The following is a 17,006-nucleotide window of genomic DNA, read 5'->3' as shown; positions in this document are numbered from 1 at the left end:
CTCAGCCGCTGTGGCCCGGATAATCTCGCTCGAACCGATCCTCGATTTCGGCCTCGTCGAACTGTACGACCACCGGTCGCCCGTGCGGGCAAGCGTACGGGTTCTCACAGTCGTCGAGCGCTGCGAGCAGGTCGACGACGGAGCCCTCCGTCAGCGACGTGTTGCCCGTAATAGAGGGATAACACGCCAGGTCGCCGATAAACTCGTCCGCCAGCGCGTCGACCGTCTCCGCCCCTGCCTCGCGGTCGCCCTCGACGAACGAGACGAGCACGTCTCGAAGCTGCTCCGGATCGAGCGTCTTCTCGAACACCGCCGGCACTGTCGTCACCGCCACCGTCCGGTCGTCGACCCGATCCGCGTAAAATCCGAGTTGGGCGAGCGCATCGCGGTAGGCCGCGAACGCCTCCGCTTCGGCGGCGGTCAACTCGAGTTCGACCGGCGAGGCCAGCGCCTGCGCGGACGAGTCCTCGTCGAACGCAGTACGCAGGCGCTCGTAGTTGACCCGTTCGTCGGCCGCGTGCTGGTCGATCAGTGCGAGACCGTCGTCGGTTTCGCAGACGAGGTAGGTGTCGCTGAGCTGTCCGAGTACCCGTAGGGGTGGCAGTGAGTCGAACTCGTGGTCGTAGTCTCCGCCTGTCGCAGCGTCGCCTGCGAGCGTCCGTTGTTCCGTTGTGGCGTCGAACTTGCTGTTTCCATCCTTCGTCTCAGTGGCTCCCGGCGTCTCCATCGAGGAGGCGGCCGCGGATTCCGGATTTGGTTTCGGGTCTGGAGCCGAATCCGTATCCGTATTCGTTTCTGTATCTGTATCTGGATCTGGATCGGCCTGGCCGCCCACACCACTCGGCGAACTGGACGATGCGGCGGAGATGTCACTCGTCGAATCGTCATCTGGACGGAACGCTGCAGCCGACTGGAACTCGGCGTCAGCCGATTCCGTCGACTCACTCGCTTGCGACTTCGTCGCGTCCACCGACTCTGCCGATTTCGGATCTTCCGCTCGATCCGGCGTCGTCGGTTTCCGATCGCCACCGGCAGCGCTCGTGGCTGTCTCCTCGTTCGTCCCGCTCGCTGTGTCACCGCTCTCGAGTACCCCCGACTCGTCGGCGTCGCCTTCGGACGTACTCGGTTCCGCTGCACTCGGTTCCGCTGCACTCGTCTCCGTTCCAGCACCTGATCGCTCCGCGAGTTCCTCCTGTGTCGGCGTCACCTGCGCCTCTCCCGGTGCCGAGCGACCGCGCGGCGCTCGCGAGCGAAGCAGGCCATGCTCGAGGAGGGCGCTCTCGACCGCCGAATCGACCTGCCGGCGCACTGCATCGTCGTCGTCGAAGCGGACCTCCCGCTTTCGCGGGTGGACGTTCACGTCCACGGCGTCGCCTGGGACCTCGTGAAAGAGCACGACGAAGGGGTAGCGGTCTCCGCCGAGTTGCGTCCCGTAGGCACCCATGATTCCTTCTCGAAGCGCGTCCGAGGTCACCGCACGGTCGTTGACGTACGTCGCCAGATACTCTCGGCTCGCGCGATTCGTCTCGGGATGGGAGACGAGACCAGCGACGGACTCGAGTGGCCCCGGCGGCAGTTCCTCGCCGTCGGCGTCGACGGGGATCATCGCGGAGGCGACCTCGCGGCCGTAGACGGCGAGCACGGCGGCCTGAAGGTCGCCCTGGCCGGTCGTCGAGAACACCTCGCGGCCGTCGTGGGTCAGCGAGACGGCCACCTCGGGGTTGGCGAGCGCGTAGCGGGTGACGACGCGGTTGACGTGGGCAAACTCGGTCGCCGTCGTCTTGAGGAACTTTCGTCGGGCAGGTGTGTTGTAGAAGAGATCCGCGACCTCGACTGTCGTTCCCGCGGGACAGCCGGTCGGCGAGACCGATTCGACGGTGCCGCCCTCGTAGACGAGTTCGGTGCCCGCGCCGTCGCCGTCCTGCGGGCGCGACTGGATGGTCAGGCGCGAGACGGAGCCGATAGTGTGCAGGGCTTCGCCGCGAAAGCCGAGGGTGGCAACACCCGACTCGAGGTCGTCGAGGCCGCTGATCTTGCTCGTCGTGTGCTGGCGGACGGCAGCGCGAAGGTCGGCTTCAGTCATGCCGTGGCCGTCGTCCGCGACGCGGACGAGGTCGGTGCCGCCGGCCTCGACGGTGACGTCGATACTCGACGCCCCGGCGTCGAGGCTATTCTCGACGAGTTCCTTGACGGCGCTTGCGGGCCGCTCGACGACCTCGCCGGCGGCGATGCGGGCGACGGTGTCCTCGTCTAACTGGTGAATCTCGGTTTCGTCGGTCGGTGGTTGTGTGTCGGTCATGGTTCGGGCACAGTCTCAGGTGGGTTGAGGTTGGACCGACTCGAGTGCAAATGCAAGTGCGAGTACGAGCACGAGCGCGAGCACAACTCCGATATCGGTCCGGACGATGACGGTCGGCGTATGGTCCCAACTGGGGCTCGAGGGAGGTCAGAATTGCGGTTCGTCGGCCGTGGCTGGGTCGACTCGCTGTGGTCGGTTCCGGCCGCTCGTCTCGACGGTCTCGAGTACGGCGTCCACGTCGTCGATTGCAGCGCGATCACACCGGATATCTGGCCACCAGCGCCGTTCGAGCACGAGTCGGTCCTCAGTCAGGCGGACGCCGGTGACTCGGTCCCAGGGAACGACGCGCCGGTAGGACGGCCGAAATCGGGGTTCGACGACGAGGCCGTCCGCGTAGGCCCGAATCTCGGCACGCGCGTAGTCGAAGTCGGGGACCGAGAACAGCGTGGTCGGCGTGTCACCAGACGATGGGAGTCGAACGGTCGGTGCCCAGCCGAGAAGGAGACTGATCGCGCCGAGCGCGCCGAGGCGAGTCGGGAGTCTGTTCGACCCTGAAAGCGTGTACGTGAGGCCAGCGAACAGCAGCGAGCCAACCCCGAGTGCAATCAGCGGCGGGTTGGGTCCCGACTGGTACCACGTCCACTCGATGATCGGCGCTCCGTTATCCACCGTCGCACCGGCGGCAAGATCGTGTACGGCGTGCGCTGCGAGCCGTCCCGTCAGCAGAACGCCAGCCGCCGGGATGAGCAGGGGGAGCGTGAGCCCCGTTTCTGGAACGAGCCCCGTCGAATCGAGGACGAGTGCGCCACCGGCAACGAGCGGTGCGGGTAGCCAGAGGGTAAGCGTCCGCCACCGAAAGCGCCCGAGGCGGAACAGGACGGTGGGACGAATTCGGGCGAGAACGATCCCACCGAGCACCCCTCCCGTGAACGCAGTCGGCAGGGAGGTAAGTAGAACCTCAGCAGTCGCGCCCGTGGCGACCGAGACGAGCGCGGTCACACCCACTGCGACGACGGCGAGATAGAGTCCAACGGCGGCAGGCGTGCTCACGCCGACGTCCAGATCGGCCTGGTCGGACGAGTCGGTCAGTTCAGCCAACCCACCGACACCCGTCGTCGAGTCAGCTTCGGGGTCGCTCATATGTCAGCACCTACTCACTTCAGCGTATCAATCTTCCGACTGCACGAGTCCGTCGACGGCCCGCTCGATCGCCGCCCGCCCATCGTCGGGAACGGACACGAACGGCGGCCGAACCGCAGCCGAGGGAATCACGCCGTGGTACTCGAGTGCCGTCTTCGTCACTGGTGCGAAGCCGTACTCGCCGCAGGTGTCGAACAGGTCGGCAACGGCGGTCTGAAGTTCTGCGCCTCGAACTCCAGTAGCTGTCTCGTACAGGTCGGCGTACGTCTCGGGTGCGACGTTCGAGAGCGCATTCACGCCGCCGTCGGCACCCATCCGCAGCGCCGGGACGAGGAGGGCGTCGTACCCTTGCAGCATGAGAAAGTCCGAATCCGCGTCGGTGTCGGTGTCGGTGTCGGTGTCGGCCGTCCGGCGCATCGTCTCGAGGAAGTACTCGAGGTCGCCACTCGAGTCCTTCAGGCCGAGCACGTCGTCGCGACTCGCGAGCGCCCCAACGGTTTCCGGTGCAATTCCCTGCCCAGTACAGGCCGGAATGTTGTACAGCAACAGCGGCAGCGACGACTCGTCCGCAATGGTCTCGAAGAACTGCTGGTTGCCGGCCGGATCGTTCGCCGTGTGGAAGTACGGCGGTGTGACGACGGCAGCGTCGGCACCGACTGCAGCGGCGTCCTCGATGGCGGTGAGAACGTCGTCCACGCTCGTCGCGGCCGCGCCGGCCAGCACTGGGACCTCGCCGTCGGCCTGCTCGACGGTTAGTTCGGTCACGCGCCGGTGCTCGTCCCGCGACAGGCTGGCGAACTCGCCGGTCGTCCCGCAGGGAAAGAGGGCGTCGATGTCGCCCGCGAGGAGGTACTCGAGTAGATCACCGAGTGCGCGTTCGTCGACGGCGCCGCGCTCGTCGAACGGCGTGACGATGGGGCAGGTAATTCCGGTAAGTGACTGTCGAAGGGTCATACGTGGGTGTCTTCCGGAATCTGTAAAAGCGTATGCCCGCAGGAGATCGGTCGTTGGGTCCACTCCAGCACGTAGTAGCCCGCTACGAGTGCGATACGACTCGATCGGGCTCCAGTTCAGTTAGGTATTTGACTCGTGTCGGTGAACGTCTCGTATGGATTGGTCCTCCGACAGACGGCTTCAGTGGCGGATGCTACTGGCACTCGTCCTCACACTCGCCGGATACGCCGTCCTTGGCTGGGTCGTCCTCTCGGTCCTGTCGACGACCATGGCACTTGTGGTCTGTGCGCTCTTTGCCGTCATCATCCTGACAAGCGTCTCGCAGGCCGACTACATCGCCTACTGGGCGACGAACGCGGTCGCCATCGACCGCGAGCAGTATCCGCTGCTGTACGACACCATCGAGCGGCTGGCTCGCCAGGCCGACCTCCCGGTGCCCCCAGTCGCCGTGATCCCATCGGACGAGCCGAACGCTCTTTCGGCCGGAACGGGAAACAGAACCGTCGTCTGCGTGACGACCGGGCTCCTGCGGACGCTCGAGGACGACGAACTCGAAGCGGTCCTCGCGCACGAACTCGCATACCTCAAGAACGATGACTCGACGGTGATGACCGTCGCCGGCTTCCCGATGGTCGTCTCGGCTGTCGCGCTGTCGACCGCGAGACGGACGTTCACGTTCGGTTCGTGGCTGATCGGGCTGCCGTTTCTGCTCGGCACGTACCTGCTGTTCGTCGGGCTTCCGGTGTATCTCGCCAGCCTACCGGGAACGCTCGTTCTGTCGCGGTATCGCGAGTACGCTGCTGACCGCGGTGCCGTCGCGATCACGGGCGATCCGTACGCCCTCGCAAGCGCACTCGCGACGCTGCACGGCGAACCCGCGCCGCCGGATGCAGACCTCCGGACGGTCGCCGGGTTCAACGCGTTCTGTATCGTTCCAACGCACTCCCTGTCGCCGGTTTCGACGCACCCACCCACACACCGGCGAATCGCCCGGCTTCGCGAGCAGTTCGTCGAGAATACGTCAGGTGCAGCGTCAACGTGAGCAGCAAACAGTACAGCGTCCACGAGGGGCACGAGACGCCGTCTCCGTCACTATCTACTCGAGTCCCAGGTCCTGGGACATCGAGTTCCCGGCGCGTGGAACCCCTTTGATGGTCAACGTCTCCCCGGTGATGAACGAGGCTGCCGGACTGGCGAGGAACTGGACGGCGTCTGCGATTTCCTCGGTGTGGCCGATGCGGCGCTCCGTTTTCTCGCGCGGTGGCATATCCTCGCTCTGGATGCCGAGCGTCTCGGCGACGCCGGGGGTCTGGATCAGGCCGGGTGCGACGCAGTTGACGCGGATGCCGTCGCCGGCCCACTCGGTCGCGAGCGTCTCGGTCAGTCGGATAATCGCCGCCTTCGAGGCGCTGTAGTGGCTTTCGCCCGGCGCGGCGTGCTGGCCGTTGACCGACGAGAGGTTGATGATCGTGCCGCCGTCGCCCTCGCGCATGACCTCGCCGGCGAGCTGGGTGCAGTGAACCGTGCTGTGGAGGTTGAGGTCGACAATGGTTTTCCAGCCGTTCTCCGAGATGTCCTCGAAGTTCGCGATGAACTCGCCGCCGGCGTTGTTGACGAGGATGTCGATGTCACCGAACGCCTCGACGGTGTCGTCGACGAACGACTGGACCTGGTCGCGCTCGCGGACGTTACACTCGACGGCGAGGGCCTCGCCAGGCACGTCTTCGGCGTCGTTAATCGCCTCCGCGACCGGGCCGACGCGGTCGATCGAGCGCGAACAGATCGCGACGTTCGCCCCGCTCGCGGCGAGCGTCTCCGCGATCGACTTGCCGATTCCCTGACTCGCGCCGGTGACGATGGCAGTCTCGCCCGACACGTCATAATCTGGTTCGTGCATCGTGCTATGCAATGGCGAATCGGCGTATAGATTTACCGATGTAAAACCAGTCGGCCGAGAGTTGTACAATGGACGAGGGGCTCCGCCGTCGGCGCAGACTCACTCAGAGAGGTTCTCTTGCCATTCCTGTACCTTGGACATAAGCTCAACCGGCGGCGTCGCGTTCACGTCGAGCTCCTCGAGGTCCTCGAGTACGGCCTCGGTCTCGGGGTCAGGCCCACGCTCACTCTCGTCCGGCGCATCGTCCGGTTCACCGCCATCCGCGTTCGCCGGCCCGCGGAACTGGCCGCTTCCCACATCGAACACCGTCTGGACCGGCTCGGTCGTGTGTCCTCCCTTCGCCTCGATAGCCTTCTCCTCGCGGAGGCGCTCGAGGACGTCCTGCGCGCGGTCGACGACGGGGCCGGGGACGCCCGCCAGATCGGCGACGTGGATCCCGTACGAGCGGTCAGTCGGACCGTCCCGGACGGTTCGGAGGAAGGTCACGTCGCCGTCGCGTTCGTCCGCTGCAATGTGGACGTTGGCGACGCGCGGCAGGTTCTCCGCGAGCCCGGTCAGTTCGTGGTAGTGCGTTGCGAACAGCGTCTTCGCTGCGACTTCGTTGTGGAGGTACTCGGTGGCCGCCCAGGCGATCGAGATGCCATCGTACGTCGCCGTGCCGCGGCCGACTTCGTCCAGAATGACCAGCGACTCGTCGGTCGCCGCGTGGAGGATGTTCGAGAGTTCGCTCATCTCGACCATGAACGTCGACCGGCCCTGTGCGAGTTCGTCGAGCGCACCGACGCGGGTGAAGATACCGTCGACGAGGCCGATCTCGGCCTCCTTGGCCGGGACAAAACTCCCGATCTGGGCCAGCAGAACGATACAGGCGACCTGGCGCATGTAGGTCGACTTTCCGGACATGTTGGGGCCGGTAACGACCAGGAAGCCTCGCTGCTCGCCGTCTAGTCGGACATCGTTCGGAACGAACTCGGTCGTCTGCTCGACGACGGGGTGGCGACCCTGGTCGATGTCGAGCGCGTCACCGTGGTGCAGGTCGGGCTTGACCCACCGGTTCTCGGCCGCGTGGGTCGCCAGACTCGCCAGCGCGTCGACCGTCGCGAGCGCCCGGCCCACGTCCTGCAGGAGTTCCGCCTGCTCGGCGACCTCTTCCCGGAGCTCCTCGAAGAGTTCGTACTCGAGTTCCCCTCGTTTCTCCTCGAGTCGGAGCACGTCGCGTTCCTTCTCCGCGAGTTCGTCGGTCGTGAACCGCTTCGAGTTCTTGAGCGTCTTGATCTGCTCGTAATGGTCGGGGACGCCGTCGGCGGCGGACTTGCCGACCTGGATGTAGTAGCCGTCGGTCTTGTTCCGGTCGACGGTGACGTGCGAGAGGGAGTACTGGCGCTTCTCTCGCTCGGCGAGCGTGTCGAGCCACTGCTTGACCTCCTCGTGACTGTCGATGACCTCGTCCAGGTCATCGTCGTAGCCGTACTGGAAGAGTTCACCCTGGGTCACCGTCGACGGGGGGTCCGAAGCGATGGCGTTCTCGAGTGCCTCCCGAAGCTCGCGTGCGGTCTCGCGGTCCGGCCGGTCGATGATTTCGGCGAGCGGCGAATCAGCCAGGTCTGGCGCGGATTCAATTGTCTCCGCGAGCGCCGGCAGCACGGCGAGCGTCTCGCGCACGGCGACGAGGTCGCGAGCGTCTGCGCTGCCGTGGGTTGCCTTCGAGGCCAGCCGCGCGAGGTCGTAGGCCTCACCGAGCGTGTCCTGCATCTCGTCGCGAGCGAGCGCGGCCGAGGCGAGCGCGGCGACGCTCTCCTGGCGCTGTTCGAGCGTGTCGAGCGCGCGACGAGGGCGCTGGAGCCACTCCTTGAGGAGCCGCCCGCCGGCGCTGGTCTCCGTGTGGTCGATCGTCGCGAACAGCGAGCCGTCGCGTTCGCCCTGCATCGTTTCGGTCAGCTCGAGGTTGCGCTGGGTCGTCGCGTCGAGGGTGACGTGATCGTCGCCGTGGTGGGACTGGATCCGTGTCATCGAGGCGAGTACGCCCGCGCCGGTCTCCTCGACGTAGGAAAGGATCGCGCCCGCGGCGGCGATGGCTGCCTCGCCGACCGCCAGTCGATCGACGGTCTCGCTGCCGAACTGTTCCTGGACTGCGTGGTCGGCGCGCTTCGGTGCGAACGCCTCCGTCTCGTGGAGCGTGAGGGTTGCGTCGATGCGCTCCCGAACGGTTCCGAGCAGGTCGTCGTCAGTTCTGCTCTCGGGCCCGGGAAGTACCTCGACGGGATCGAACCGGTAGAGTTCCGTCAGCGCCTCGTCGGTGTCTGCGGCTTCGGCGACGAGGAAGCGGCCGGTGGTCACGTCGGCGAAGGCGAGGCCGTAGCGCGCGTCCGTCGACCCGCTACTCGAGCCAGAGCCACCGTCCACTACCGCCGCCAAATACTGCGCGTCTGCATCACTCGTCTCGAGTAGCGTCCCGGGCGTCACGACGCGGACAATCTCTCGCGCGTGGCCGGAGTCGGTTTCGTACTGGTCGGCGACGGCGACCCGGTAGCCGCGCTCGACCAGGGCCTTGAGATACGGCGTCAGGTCGTCCAATGGCACGCCGGCCATCGGGTACGACGAGCCGTGTGAGGACTTCTGGGATACTTTGAGATCGAGTTCGTCGCTGACCGTTTCCGCGTCCTCGCCGAAGAACTCGTAGAAATCGCCACACTGCATCGCCAGCAACTCCGCGTCGGTGCCCTCCTTGAGCGAGAAGAACTCCCCGACGATGCCCGTCGCCTCTGTCATACTCGGAGCCTGGCTTTCCATCCCAAAAACCCTGCGGGATCCGCAGTGGAAGTGATTACCGTCTTAGAATAGCAGGCCACCGAGCGGCACGTCCACGTCTCGGTCCGGTTCGACCAGCACTGGATACTCCTCCTCGTCGGGGACGCCGACCGTCAGCGCCTCGGATTTGAACCCTGCGATGCGGACGGTACCAAGGTTCGTCGCGCACAGTACGCGCCGTCCCTCGAGTTCCTCGGGTTCGTAGTGGTGGTCGTACTGCGCCGCAGACTGAATCTCGCCGTGTTTGTCACCCAGATCGATCCAGAGTTTGGTCATCTTGGGTTTGTTCGCTTCCGGAAATGCCTCGGCCTCGAGTACTTCGCCGACGCGAATGTCGACGTCGAATGGGTTCTCGACCATGTGGCGTGCTGTCGGCGTGTTGGGGAATGAGCGTTCGGTTTGCGGCGACTGTTCCCACAGGAAGCCACTGACGCGGCCTCGGGATCGGTGCAACTTCAGCGCTCGAGTGCCGCGTCGAGCGCCACGACACGCTCCGCGAGGGTCGCTGGATCAGCCGCGACGAGTTTCGTCATCGCCTCCTTGCCGACTGCACCGCGGTCGATCACGGCTGTGGACGGCTCCTGCGACTCCTGCGACTGCTCGCCGTCACGGCCTCCGAACGCCTGCTGTGCGCCCCACCCCATCGTCTCGCCCTCCTGTTCAGCACTACTCGTCGGCTCGTCCCCACGATCGTACTCCGCGACGTCCCACTCGAGTGCCTCGAGCGCCGCCTCCACATCCGGTCCGAATCGGCAGTTGACGGCGAACCGAAGGTCGGGGCTGAATTCGCGTGCGGAGAGGAGGAAGCGGGCGACGTGACTCGACGCGCCGAAGCGGACGCCGCGGTTCGGCTGGATGCCCGACAACGTTCGTGTAATGCGGCCCTCGACGGCGGCTGTCTCGTCGACGGATTCGGCGTAGGGCGTCGCGCCGACGACGTTCATCCCGACCTCGGGGACGAGTGCGGTGACGTCGGCGTTGACGAGTCGGTCGACGACCGTTTGCACGGCTTCGGCGGTCGGCTCCCGCGCGGCCTGGTTTCGCAGGTCGACGGCGTGATTTACCGCACCGTCACCCTCACCGACATCGTAGGCGTAGCGCACCGCGCGAGCGAGGAAGTCAGTCGCACCGCTAACTGCGGTCTCGAGGTCGTCGCCGGTCGCCAGCCGGGCCGCGATGGCCGCCGCCAGCGTACAGCCCGAGCCGTGAGTCGCCGCGGTTCCGACGCGCGGATGTTCGAACGTCGTCGTCCCCGCCTCCGTGACGAGCAGGTCGGTGACTGTCTCTCCGGGAACGTGGCCCCCCTTCACTAGTACTGCGTCAACGCCGAGGTCACGGATCGCCTCGCCAGCCTCGCGGGCGCTTTCCTCGTCCGTGACTGCGATATCCGTCAGCACCTCGGCCTCGTCCGCGTTCGGCGTGGCGAGAGTCGCCTCCGACAGGAGATCCTCGTAGGCGCGCTCGGCATCGGGTTCTAACAATCGATCGCCGGTCGTCGCGACCATCACGGGGTCGACGACGAGTGGGAACTCGAACGTGGCTGCCTTCTCGGCGACGGTTTCGACGAGTTCAGTTGTTGCGAGCATCCCCGTTTTCGCCGCGCCAACGGCGAAGTCGCCGGTGACGGCGTCAATCTGGGCTGTGACCTCCTCGGTGGGGAGGGCGAACGAGCGCTCGACGCCGCGGGTGTGCTGGGCGGTGACGGCGGTGATCGCCGACGTTCCGAAGACGCCGTGGGCAGTCATCGTCGCGAGGTCGGCCTGGATACCGGCCCCGCCGCCGGAGTCACTGCCCGCAATTGTGAGCGCAACGGGGCGGCTGTCGGGTGCTGGTGTTCTCATAGCTGTTGGTATTCACTGGTTATACAAATCGATGATGGTGCACTGTTCGCTGCGGATTGTAATTCGGACTGGGTCGGGTTACTCAGCGCGACACCCTGCAGCCACGTCAGGTTGTGCTACTCAGTTGCAAGCTCCGCGTATGCCGCCCACGACGGATCCTCGTTCGGGTGGTCGAGCCGCTCTCCATCGACGACGACCTCCCCTGCCGCAGAGTCGTCCGCGGACTCGGCGCGCTCCACTCGACCGATGTCCGCAACGACAGTGCCCCTGTTCTCGAGTGCGTCCGTGACCGCAGCAGCGCCGTCGGGGTCGACCGCGATGAGAAGCGAGCCGCTGCTGGTCATCGCCCAGGGGTCGATTTCGAGATGCTCACAGAGTTCGGCGACACCGGGGCGCATCGGTACAGCCTCACGGTCGATCACGAACTGAGCACCCGCACCGGCGGCCATCTCGTTCAGCGCGCCGGCGAGCCCGCCTTCGGTTACGTCGTGCATCGCGGTGACGGTTCCAGAGCCTGCCGCGGCCGCCGTGAGCGCGTCCCGGACGGCGTACACCTCGTCGAGGCGCTCCTGTGCGTCGGCGAGCACGTCCGCCGGAAGGTCGATCTCGTCGGCGAAGATCGTACTCAGGAGTCCGACAGACTCGACGGCAGGCCCGGTCGTCAGCAGGAGTCGGTCGCCGACACGCGCTCCGTCTGGGCGGACGATTTCGTCGTGCTCGCCGACGCCCATCGCGGTCGCTGCGCCGACCCACGGATGGGACGGGTCAGAGTATCTGGCCGTGTGCCCCGTCACGACGGACACACCGAGATCGACGCACTCCTCGTGAAACGTCTCCCAGACGGTCGCGAACTCCCCGTCGGACATCGTCTCGGGAAGCGTGAAACAGACCGAGAGATGTGACGGCGCGACGCCGCTGACGGCCACGTCCGCGAGCACGAGGTCGAGCGCGAACCGTGCCGCGCGTTCGAACCCGAGCGCTGGCGGGATCGAGAGCGGATCGGTCGCGGTGACGAACGCCTGCCCGCCGATATCGAGCACGCCGAAGTCGACACCGTGGGTCGGCCCGAGAACCACGTCGTCCCGGTCAGCACCGAGATTCGGCGCAATCCGGCGCTCGAAGAACTCGCGATCTATCTTGCCGAGATCAGCCATACGAACACGCACCCAGCGGCCGCTCTTCAGGCTGCTGATCCCCAGTTGGCAGCAACCACCGGCTCGTTTGCCTGAGGGACTGGGAGTCGGTAGTGCTGAGTGATGATCCGGTGTACTCGAGTCCCGCTCGCGGACAGTGCCGATGAGGGCGACCTTCGACGTCAATACGTACTCCGTCCCTGTAACCAATAACGGTTTAAGACGGCCGCTGACGCAACCATACTCGATTTCTGAAAACAGTGAAATCACTGCCCGGCAAAGCACCACCGAATGGGGCACTCGTTCAGGCGAGACGCACAGACCGAACTCGAGTTCTCGGCCAGCGAACTCACGGGTGCGCTAGGAGATTCGGTTACTGTCCTGCCGTTGCTCGTCGCGCTCGCTGCGACGACGAGCGTCTCGCTCGCACACGTGCTCGTCGGCTTCGGCGTCTTCCAGATTATCTGGGGGCTGTACTACGGAATGCCGCTCTCCGTCGAGCCGATGAAAGCGCTCGTCGGCCTGGCGATCGTCGGCTCGCTTTCTTACCCCGAACTCGCGGCGGCTGGGCTGCTCGCCGGTGGCGTTCTGCTGATCGTGGGCTCGTTCGGCCTCGTCGGGCACCTCCAGCGCGTCGTCGGTGAACCCGTTATTCGTGGCGTACAGTTCGCCGTCGCCCTCCTCCTGCTCGAGGCCGCGGTCGACCTCTCGCTCGGCGCGCCCGGCGTCGCCGTCGCCGGGCTCGCGCTCGTCTGCCTGCTCGCGCTTCTGGGCTATCGCCAGTCGAGTGTGCTCGTCGTGCTCGCACTCGGTGGCGTCGCCGCAGTGCTCGCAGCCGGCGTTCCCGCTCCGCGGCTCCCCGAACTCACACTCTTCCCCGCTGGCTCGCCGACGATTTCTGGCGCGGCACTCGAGGGCACCGTCGCACAGCTCGGGATGACGATTGGCAACGCAGCCATCGCGACCGCGCTGCTCTGTGGCGATCTCTACGACCGCGACGTGTCGGCCGACAGGCTCTCCCAGAGCATGGGTGTCACCTGCCTCGCAGCGATCCCTGCCGGCGGGGTTCCGATGTGTCACGGCAGCGGCGGCCTCGCGGGCAAGTACGCCTTCGGCGCGCGGACCGCGGGTGCGAACGTGTTGCTCGGTGTGGGCTACATCGCCCTCGCGCTCGTCGCGACCGGCGCGTTGCTAGCCGCGTTTCCGATGGCCCTGCTCGGAGTCTTGCTCGTCGTCGTCGCCATCGAACTCGGCCGGGCAGCGTTCGATCCGATTCCGTTTACGGATCGCCGCGCGCTCGCACTCGTCGCCGGCGTCGGTGTCGTGGGGCTCGTCGTCAACGTCGGTATCGCGTTCGTCCTCGGCGCGGTCGTGTTCTGGCTGCTCTCCGAGTGACCGGTGGCCGATCCCTTCGAGCGCTGGCAGCTGGCTCCAGTCTCCGGGCGGCTTTTCTTCCCGTACACCGAACGGCCACCAATGCCTGCTACCTGGGGCGACCTCTTCGACCGCGCGGAGTCCGCCGAGATCACGCTCGAGCAAGTCCGTTCGACTGCTGCGGAACTGACCGACGACGAGACAGCGTCGGGTGAGACCGATGGCTAACCACTCCCGAGGGGACGCGGACCACCCCGATCCGGCCCGCGTCGTCGCGGATTCGTCCGTCCTCGCCGCCGACCTGTTCGTCGATGGCGACGCTCGCCGAGCGCTGGACCTGGTCCGCAGTCACTCCTGGATCGCCCTCGTCGCCAGCGACCACCTCCTCGCGGCGACCGAAGAACTCGTCGCCGCCCTCGCGGACCCCGACCTGGCGGCCGCACATCGGGACCGACTCGAGTCCGACCGCGTCGCGGTGGACCACCCCGACGACGACCATCCGGCGCTGGCCTCGGCCTACCGTGGCGAGGCGGCGCACCTGCTCTCCTACGACGAACGGTTGAACTCCGCGAAGGCGGGGCTGTCGATGCAGCCGCGGCTCTCGATCAGCGTACGCACGCCGGACGCGTTCGCGGCGGTGTTCGACCCTGAAAAGCTGTATCCCGCAGTTGAGGAGGGGCCGTATCCGGGACCGGACTGTAACCCTCGCGAGTAGTCGAAGAAGTCGGCTGCCTGTCTCCGAGTGTGTTACTGGTCTGCGTACCAGTCTGAGAACGTCGCCAGCGCCCGCCCGCGGTGGGAAATCGCGTTCTTCTCCTCGATGTCCATTTCGGCCAGGGTCTGCCCGTTGAACTCGAAGATCGGATCGTAGCCGAAGCCGTCGTCACCCCGCGGGGAGACGATGGTCCCCGCGAGCGTCCCCTCGAAGGTCTCCGTCCGCTCGCCGTCCGTGAAGCCGAGTACCGTCTTGAATCGTGCTCTGTGGTTGTCCTCTGGTTCGACGAGTCGCCAGAGGCGTTCAACGCCGACAGTGTCCTCGACGTACGCCGAGTACGGCCCCGGGAAGCCGCCGAGCGCATCGACGAACAGGCCGGTGTCGCCGACCAGGATCGGGTCCTCGCCCTCGAGTTCCGCGTGTGCTTCTTCGGCTCCCTGAATCGCGATTTCTTCGAGCGAGTCGCTCTGAATTTCGGTGTAGTCGTAGGGGACCTGCTCGACGGCTTCGATGCCGTCGAGGTAGGCCCGCGCCTCGCGCGCCTTGCCGTCGTTTCCGGTGACGAAGCGGATAGCCATGTTCGAGGCGGCGGCCGCCGCGGGAATATAGCCGTCGGTTGCCGTCCGTGGCAGTGGTGATGAGTTTCGGGTCCTGCTCCACGAGTCGGGGCTTGCGGCCCAGATCGCACGCACTGTCCCGCTCATTCGATCACACACACTCACACGCGCTCACACACACTCACACTCACACTCACACCCACACCCACACTCGCTCACTCGCTCACTCCGCTACCGACCCACTCCCTGGAAGCCCAGCACTCACTCTGGCGCGAAGCAGGTACTCGAGTCCCCCCAGCACCAGCGCGATCGTCAGCGGGACGAACCAGAGGGCGACGTAGAGCGCGTCTGGTTGCGGCGAGATGCCAGGCGTTGCGCCGAGTTCGCGAGTGGCCTCGAGCGAGAGCCAGGTTCGGTAGGAGAGCCAGGAGAAGAGTGCCGTAAGAGCAACCAACGGCGTGACGAGCCGGTGGCGAACGAGCATGACTGCGGTGACGGCACCAACGAGTAACTGGCCGACGAGGATGTACGAAACAGCGAGCAACACGATCGGTTCGAGGATGACGGAGCCGTCCCAGATGGGTGCGTGGCGAACGGACGCATAGATCGCCCGAACGACGACCGCGTGGAGAACGCCGCCAGCGACACCGATCGCAATCGTTCGAGGCGTGAACCACGCTCGAATTCGGCCAGGATTCCGAGCCGCGTACTCGATTGCCACGAGAATACCAGCGAGGTATGCCCCGATGACCAGTGACAGACTGTCGATCCCGCGTCCGAGCGACGGATCTGGCGCGCCGGCGGGTTCGAACAGCACTGGGGCGCTCAGGACGAGTCCACCGATGATCGCGACTGGGGAGACGCGGTACCCCGCGGCGTACGAACCGCCAGCGAGTGCGCCGAGTGCGAGCAATGCGGCGGCGGGGAGCCTCGGCGGGACGAGTCCGTCGAGTCTGTACCCGGTCGCAGCGAAGTAGCCTGTCGCGACTGCCCAGCAGGCGACGGCACCGATCACTGCAGCGCGACGTGGAACGGGCATGGCGGAACAGACAGCCGCACTCACTATAACTGTTTGTCAGAAAAACAGTTGCCTCGCGCGTCAGTTCTCGTCGTCGTCGACGATCACTTCGACGGGTTCGTCCTGCGCCTCCTCGGTGTCCGCCGAGGAGCCCTGTTCTTGTTGCCAGAGGAGTGCGCCAGCGACCGCGACGACGACCCACGAGCGCCAGTTGGCGAGGTTCAGCGTGTACCCGACGCCAAAGGGCTTCTCGACGAGCATCCCCTCGCCGGGCTGCCAGTACGACGAGAGCATGCGGCCAAAGCTCGGTCGTTCGAAGTTGTACGGGACGCCAAGAATCTCACCGGAGGTCGGTTTATCTGCCATACGGCACAGTACGGTCTTCCCCATTAAGAGTATTGTGTGCCCGTCTCGTCTGTGGAAATTGGTCACTCTCGGTTTTCGACTCGTTCGCCGAATTCGCCACGTCCTCCCCCACAGGCTGTCACCGAGAGCACGCACAGTCCGTCACCGAGAACACGCCGCTTCGAGTCCCACCAGCAGCCCCTCCTGCATCGTCTCGAGTGCCATACTCGGCTCACCCTCGTCGCGTGCCGCTGCCTGTACGTGCGAGAACGGAACGTGAACGAACCCTACGTCGCAGTCGTCGACTGTACTCGCCTCTGTCTCCACGAGGTGGCGCGCGGCGTACAGCAGGTTGTTACAGCAGTGCGTTCCGGCGTCCGTCGAAAGCGTCGTCGGTACGCCGGCGTCCTGCATTGCCGCTTTCATCGCTCGCACCGGCAGCGTCGTGAAGTAGGCGTCCGGCCCATCCGCGACGACGCACTCGTCGACAGGCTCACGGTCGTCGTTGTCCGGAATGCCGGAGGCGCTCGTATCCCGGAGGTTGATCCCCACACGCTCGAGCGAGAGCGTGTTCCGGCCGCCGGCCAGCCCCAGCGCGCAGACGATGTCAGGATCGTGCTCGTCGATGGCGGACTCGAGTACGTCCGCGGCCTGATCGAACACGACGGGCAGTTCGCGGCCGACGACAGTGTGGGTGCCGAGGTCGGTGCCGTCGAGGCGCGCGGCGAGTTGGCGAGCGGGGTTGGTTTCGAAGTCGCCGAAGGGTTCGTAGCCGGTGAGGAGAACGGTGGGCGCTGTGGCGTCAGTGGCGTCGGTGTCGCTGCGTGTCTCGGTACTCGTATTCGTACTCGTCTCCATCGGTCGTGACTACTCGCGTCGGGACAAGAGTGTCTGGGTCTCGGCACTCGATGAGCTGACTGTGGGT

16 protein-coding genes are annotated in these 17,006 nt (G+C 65.9%); 4 read left to right on the top strand and 12 right to left on the bottom strand.

Features of this window, described 5'->3' with window-relative positions; translation table 11 throughout:
- Nucleotide 1 precedes the first annotated feature (1 nt).
- The 3 genes from mutL to NMAG_RS06165 form a co-directional block, all read right to left on the bottom strand.
- A complete protein-coding gene (gene mutL, locus NMAG_RS06175; RefSeq protein WP_004217206.1) occupies nt 2–2,299 on the bottom strand; it encodes a DNA mismatch repair endonuclease MutL in 2,298 nt (765 codons plus the stop codon).
- A gap of 147 nt (nt 2,300–2,446) precedes the next feature.
- Nucleotides 2,447–3,439: a hypothetical protein gene (locus NMAG_RS06170; RefSeq protein ID WP_004217205.1), complete on the bottom strand. Its 993-nt coding sequence runs from the start codon at nt 3,437–3,439 to the stop codon at nt 2,447–2,449.
- A 27-nt stretch (nt 3,440–3,466) separates the two neighbouring features.
- Nucleotides 3,467–4,393, bottom strand: a complete 927-nt coding sequence (locus NMAG_RS06165) for a dihydrodipicolinate synthase family protein (RefSeq protein WP_004217204.1) — start codon at nt 4,391–4,393, stop codon at nt 3,467–3,469.
- A gap of 154 nt (nt 4,394–4,547) precedes the next feature.
- On the opposite strand from NMAG_RS06165, the gene NMAG_RS06160 reads away from it, so the two are divergent.
- Nucleotides 4,548–5,435, top strand: coding sequence for a M48 family metalloprotease (locus NMAG_RS06160; RefSeq protein ID WP_012996497.1), 888 nt, complete (start codon nt 4,548–4,550; stop codon nt 5,433–5,435).
- 54 nt (nt 5,436–5,489) lie between these two features.
- Here NMAG_RS06160 and NMAG_RS06155 read toward each other — a convergent pair whose 3' ends face one another.
- From NMAG_RS06155 to NMAG_RS06135, 5 genes are all read right to left on the bottom strand, one after another.
- Nucleotides 5,490–6,290 (bottom strand): SDR family NAD(P)-dependent oxidoreductase, encoded by an 801-nt coding sequence (locus NMAG_RS06155; protein WP_004217202.1) that lies wholly within the window; start codon nt 6,288–6,290, stop codon nt 5,490–5,492.
- Between the two features lie 99 nt (nt 6,291–6,389).
- The gene (gene mutS, locus NMAG_RS06150) at nt 6,390–9,059 is read right to left on the bottom strand and encodes a DNA mismatch repair protein MutS (RefSeq protein WP_004217201.1); all 2,670 of its coding nucleotides are present in this window, start codon (nt 9,057–9,059) and stop codon (nt 6,390–6,392) included.
- Between the two features lie 63 nt (nt 9,060–9,122).
- The gene (locus NMAG_RS06145) at nt 9,123–9,458 is read right to left on the bottom strand and encodes a tRNA-binding protein (RefSeq protein ID WP_004217199.1); all 336 of its coding nucleotides are present in this window, start codon (nt 9,456–9,458) and stop codon (nt 9,123–9,125) included.
- Between the two features lie 95 nt (nt 9,459–9,553).
- A complete protein-coding gene (gene thiD / locus NMAG_RS06140; protein ID WP_004217198.1) occupies nt 9,554–10,939 on the bottom strand; it encodes a bifunctional hydroxymethylpyrimidine kinase/phosphomethylpyrimidine kinase in 1,386 nt (461 codons plus the stop codon).
- A 116-nt stretch (nt 10,940–11,055) separates the two neighbouring features.
- Nucleotides 11,056–12,093 carry an AIR synthase family protein gene (locus NMAG_RS06135; RefSeq protein ID WP_004217196.1) on the bottom strand — a complete coding sequence of 346 codons (1,038 nt, stop codon included), beginning with the start codon at nt 12,091–12,093 and terminating at the stop codon, nt 11,056–11,058.
- A 270-nt stretch (nt 12,094–12,363) separates the two neighbouring features.
- Here NMAG_RS06135 and NMAG_RS06130 point away from each other — a divergent pair, with 270 nt between their 5' ends.
- Genes NMAG_RS06130 through NMAG_RS06125 form a run of 3 tightly spaced genes read left to right on the top strand, consistent with a single transcriptional unit; the run spans nt 12,364 to nt 14,161 of the window.
- Nucleotides 12,364–13,467 (top strand): putative sulfate/molybdate transporter, encoded by a 1,104-nt coding sequence (locus NMAG_RS06130; RefSeq protein ID WP_004217195.1) that lies wholly within the window; start codon nt 12,364–12,366, stop codon nt 13,465–13,467.
- A 3-nt stretch (nt 13,468–13,470) separates the two neighbouring features.
- Nucleotides 13,471–13,674: a hypothetical protein gene (locus NMAG_RS21530; protein ID WP_004217194.1), complete on the top strand. Its 204-nt coding sequence runs from the start codon at nt 13,471–13,473 to the stop codon at nt 13,672–13,674.
- Nucleotides 13,667–14,161, top strand: coding sequence for a DUF7384 family protein (locus NMAG_RS06125; RefSeq protein ID WP_004217193.1), 495 nt, complete (start codon nt 13,667–13,669; stop codon nt 14,159–14,161). The genes NMAG_RS21530 and NMAG_RS06125 overlap by 8 nt, the downstream gene beginning before the upstream one ends.
- Nucleotides 14,162–14,193: 32 nt before the next feature.
- On the opposite strand, the gene rdgB is transcribed toward NMAG_RS06125, so the two are convergent.
- From rdgB to pcp, 4 genes are all read right to left on the bottom strand, one after another.
- On the bottom strand, nt 14,194–14,739 hold the full coding sequence (gene rdgB / locus NMAG_RS06120) for an RdgB/HAM1 family non-canonical purine NTP pyrophosphatase (protein WP_049916416.1): 546 nt from the start codon (nt 14,737–14,739) through the stop codon (nt 14,194–14,196).
- A 202-nt stretch (nt 14,740–14,941) separates the two neighbouring features.
- Nucleotides 14,942–15,757, bottom strand: coding sequence for a hypothetical protein (locus NMAG_RS06115; RefSeq protein ID WP_004217191.1), 816 nt, complete (start codon nt 15,755–15,757; stop codon nt 14,942–14,944).
- Nucleotides 15,758–15,817: 60 nt separating this feature from the next.
- Nucleotides 15,818–16,102, bottom strand: a complete 285-nt coding sequence (locus NMAG_RS06110) for a DUF5808 domain-containing protein (RefSeq protein WP_004217190.1) — start codon at nt 16,100–16,102, stop codon at nt 15,818–15,820.
- 141 nt (nt 16,103–16,243) lie between these two features.
- Nucleotides 16,244–16,939: a pyroglutamyl-peptidase I gene (pcp, locus tag NMAG_RS06105; protein ID WP_004217189.1), complete on the bottom strand. Its 696-nt coding sequence runs from the start codon at nt 16,937–16,939 to the stop codon at nt 16,244–16,246.
- Nucleotides 16,940–17,006 lie beyond the last annotated feature (67 nt).

Source organism: Natrialba magadii ATCC 43099, assembly GCF_000025625.1.
Lineage (GTDB): Archaea > Halobacteriota > Halobacteria > Halobacteriales > Natrialbaceae > Natrialba > Natrialba magadii.
This window is presented reverse-complemented; position numbering and strand designations above follow the sequence as displayed.